This window comes from Enterobacter cloacae complex sp. IR5418 (genome assembly GCF_049238105.1).
In the GTDB taxonomy this organism is placed as follows: domain Bacteria; phylum Pseudomonadota; class Gammaproteobacteria; order Enterobacterales; family Enterobacteriaceae; genus Enterobacter; species Enterobacter hormaechei.
This window is the reverse complement of record NZ_JBMKHS010000086.1, coordinates 1-3,309: the sequence shown is the minus strand read 5'-3', so window position 1 is coordinate 3,309 and position 3,309 is coordinate 1. Positions and strand designations below refer to the sequence as shown.

Genomic DNA, 3,309 nt, shown 5'->3' with positions numbered 1-3,309 from the left:
CCTGATCGGCGCAGAGCGACAGCCTACCTCTGACTGCCGCCAATCTTTGCAACAGAGCCCGCCGTGCTAGTCTGCTCGGTGATGGTGGAGTGAAGCCAACCCGCAATCGGGTTATGAATCTGCATCGCGATTCGCAATCAGCTGTCTCTTGAGCATGTCGAACTCCTGCGATGTTATCTCGCCGTGCTCGTGCTGCTACACCAACTTGTCCAACTCATCCGCCACACCGCTCCCCACCACCTGCGATGGCCAGGTTGTTTGCTGGGCGCATTGGCGGAGTATCGTCTCGACCCGGGACACCCACACCGGCACAACCTTACGGGAGTGATTCACTGTCAAAGAATCGGCCCGGTGCTCTGACGCAAGTATCGGGATGGTCACCATTTGTAAGCCGTAGACCTGAGTGGTGATCAAGACTTCGATACCACCGACCGTACCGGTACTAATCGACGACGGTCGTGTTCGTCGCCTGCCGCAGGGACTCTGCACACCTCCGTTTACGCATGTGCCTGGAGGAGTTGGAAATCGTCGTGTTCGGGAAACATTAAACACAGGATGGCAGCGATCTGAGCCAGCACATGATCAGCTAGCTCACCATCCGGATCGACGGCCCACTGCATCGTCGCGCCAGCGATGACCGAGTGCAGGAGCAACTCAGCTGCCGCAGGAGCACCTGGGGGCAGTCGCTTGCGGATCCCCTCCACCACCGCGCGGTTCCGCTGGATCGCAAGCGTGCGTAGCTCCGGCACCTGGAGCTCGTACCAGGAGATGAGATAGTTCACCGAGAAGTCGTTGCGAGTGTTCATGCTCCGAACGAGCACCTGCAAAAATTCCCAGAGCCCTTGCGGCCCTGCGCCTATCGGTATCGCATTCAGGTAATGCCGCACCTGCTCGACGCCGCGCTCCATCATCCTCACCAGCAGCGTATCGCGGTTGGTGAAGCGCTGGATTAACGCTGCGCGGGAGAGCCCCACCTCCTTTGCTACTCCGCTGAGCGTGAACTCTATGGGACCGCAACGCTTCAGCACTACGGTGGCGGCCTCGAGTACCTCGTCATCGGACTTGAGCTTGGGGCGGGGCATCAGTGTTCACCTTCTGTATGGGTTGGGGCGGAGGCTGTGGCTGCCGCCGCCATTGTAGCAAATTGAAGACGGAGCGAGAGTAGAGCCACGAGCCCCGCAAACACGGCCGATACAACGAGGCCAGGGAGCGGACCAGCAAGGTCGACAAACGCGCCGGCCGCAAGCATAACCATGGGCGAGGCTGACAGCATCACCGCCGAGACCGTGCCGAGTACCCGGCCGAGAAGTTCTGGCGGCGTGCGGTTGTAGATGGCAGCGTTGAGAATGGGAGAGACTGAGCCGGTCAGCAGTCCCACGAGCGCGCCCAACAACATCAGCACCGGCACGCCTGGCAACTGTGAAAGCAGAAGCGAGCCCACCGCAGAGCCACAAAATGCCACCGCCAGCCAGTTCTGCGCTGATATCCGGGCGCCGACCGACGCATGAATGGCAATGCCAAGGAGACCACCAGCCCCCATCATTGAGGAGAACAGCCCGAGCTCTGCTACTTGGCGTCCTGCATCTACAAACAGCGCAGGCATGATGACGCTGCCGTTGGCGCCAACGATGCCCACGAAGATCATCACTATACCAAAGAGAGGGCGCAGCAGGGGTTCGCTCCAGAGAAAAGCGACGCCGGCGCGCATGGAGAGAGTCGCCGTCGTGGTCATCGTCCGAGCGGCACGCGCGGGAAGCACCCACGCGCCGAGCAGACCTGCAAGGACGGAGCAGAACGCCGTCAGCCCGAGCGTTGGCGCAGCGCCAAGCAGGCCGATTGCGGCCCCCCCAAGGGCCGGGCCACCTAGAATCGCGACGTTCCCGATCACCGCTTTCAGTGACGAGACGCGCTCAACGGAGAGCCCGGCGACGTGGCCGAGTTTGGGCAGCTCACTGTCCTGCGCGGCCATACCGGGTGCGTCGAACGCGGCACCGAGCACCACGCAAGCGATCAGCCCAGTGTTCGAGAGGGCGCCAACGGCATCGAGCAGTGGGATGCTCGCCATGGCCACGCCGCCCACCACACCCGAGATCAATGCGACGGGCGCGCGCCCGAACCGATCGACGAGGCCACCACCAACCCACGCGCCGATGATGGTCGCGATGACGCTGCTAGCGGCCGTGGCGCCCGCCCAGGCCGCGCTCTTTGTATGAGACAGGACGAACCATGGAAGCGCGAGGGCCGCCACCGCGTTGCCGATCCGGAAGAGAAAGGTCGCCGCGAACAGCGTCGCGAGCGGGCTATATCGACGTTCGCTCATTCCGCTGCGGCGAGCTGCGCCTTCGCCGCAGCGAGGTACTCTTCGTTACCCGAGTCGAGGGCGAAGAGTGCGTAGGTGACCGCCCCGAACGCAAGGCGCTCCGCGATGTGGTGGGCGAGCCGCGGCCACACCCGGCCACCGGCCGCTTCATACGTGAGGAGGAGCTTCGCGAGCCCCTCTTCACCAAAGACCATAAGGTGCGCGGCCATGTCGATGGCAGGGTCATCAACGCGGGCCTCGCTCCAGTCGATCATCCCGCTGACGCGCTCCGTGTTGTCGATGAGCACATGGCCCACGTAGAGATCGCCATGCACCACCACGGAGAAATCTGGCCACGACGAATCGTCGTCGAGCCAGCGCTGCCACCGGTGGAGGCGCTTGTCGTTCACCACGAACTCGCGTCGGACGCGGTCAACGTCGTCGGCCACCTTCTGACGGGCCTGCGTCGGTGTACGGATGAGCATCCCCGCATCCACGGCGGCGGAAATGGGGACGGCATGCAGGGCGGCGAGCGCGGTCGCGAAGCTCTCCGCGAAGACCTCCGAGTCCTGCGGCACGACCCAGTCGGGCGTGGACGAACCAGGCTGGATGACCATCGCAGTCGAGTCTTCGAGCATGGGATAGGCAACGAGCTCGGCGTTGGCCACGCGCCAGTCCGGCACCGCGAACGGCAGGCGATTCTTGAGCATTGCCAGCACCCGCGCCTCTGGTTCGACCTTCGCGCTTACCTCGGCTCGGCGCGGGATGCGCAGCACCCACCGACGTCCATCGTCGACGGTGGCGATCACGATCCTATAGTCGAGCCCAAGCTCATTGACAGTCAGCGGGCCATGGAGCTTGAGCCCATGTCGGGCTGCAAGTGCGTACAGTTGGGAGGTATCGGCGGTCGTGACTACGGTCATGATTCACTCCTGAGGGCTTGACGGGTTTAGCCACCTAAATGTAACAGTCACGTCGGTTATATTCAATCCGGCACTGTTGCAAAGTTA

The 3,309-nt window shown here is 63.0% G+C and carries 3 protein-coding genes; all 3 read right to left on the bottom strand.

Features of this window, described 5'->3' with window-relative positions; translation table 11 throughout:
* Positions 1 to 497: 497 nt before the first annotated feature.
* Genes mphR(A) through ACOTX7_RS24030 form a run of 3 tightly spaced genes read right to left on the bottom strand, consistent with a single transcriptional unit; the run spans position 498 to position 3,222 of the window.
* Positions 498 to 1,082, bottom strand: coding sequence for a macrolide-binding transcriptional repressor MphR(A) (gene mphR(A), locus ACOTX7_RS24040; RefSeq protein WP_001137892.1), 585 nt, complete (start codon positions 1,080 to 1,082; stop codon positions 498 to 500).
* Complete coding sequence (gene mrx(A) / locus ACOTX7_RS24035) at positions 1,082 to 2,320, bottom strand: macrolide resistance MFS transporter Mrx(A) (protein ID WP_000004159.1); 1,239 nt, start codon at positions 2,318 to 2,320, stop codon at positions 1,082 to 1,084. The genes mphR(A) and mrx(A) overlap by 1 nt, the downstream gene beginning before the upstream one ends.
* Positions 2,317 to 3,222, bottom strand: a complete 906-nt coding sequence (locus tag ACOTX7_RS24030; protein WP_000219391.1) for an Mph(A) family macrolide 2'-phosphotransferase — start codon at positions 3,220 to 3,222, stop codon at positions 2,317 to 2,319. The genes mrx(A) and ACOTX7_RS24030 overlap by 4 nt, the downstream gene beginning before the upstream one ends.
* Positions 3,223 to 3,309 lie beyond the last annotated feature (87 nt).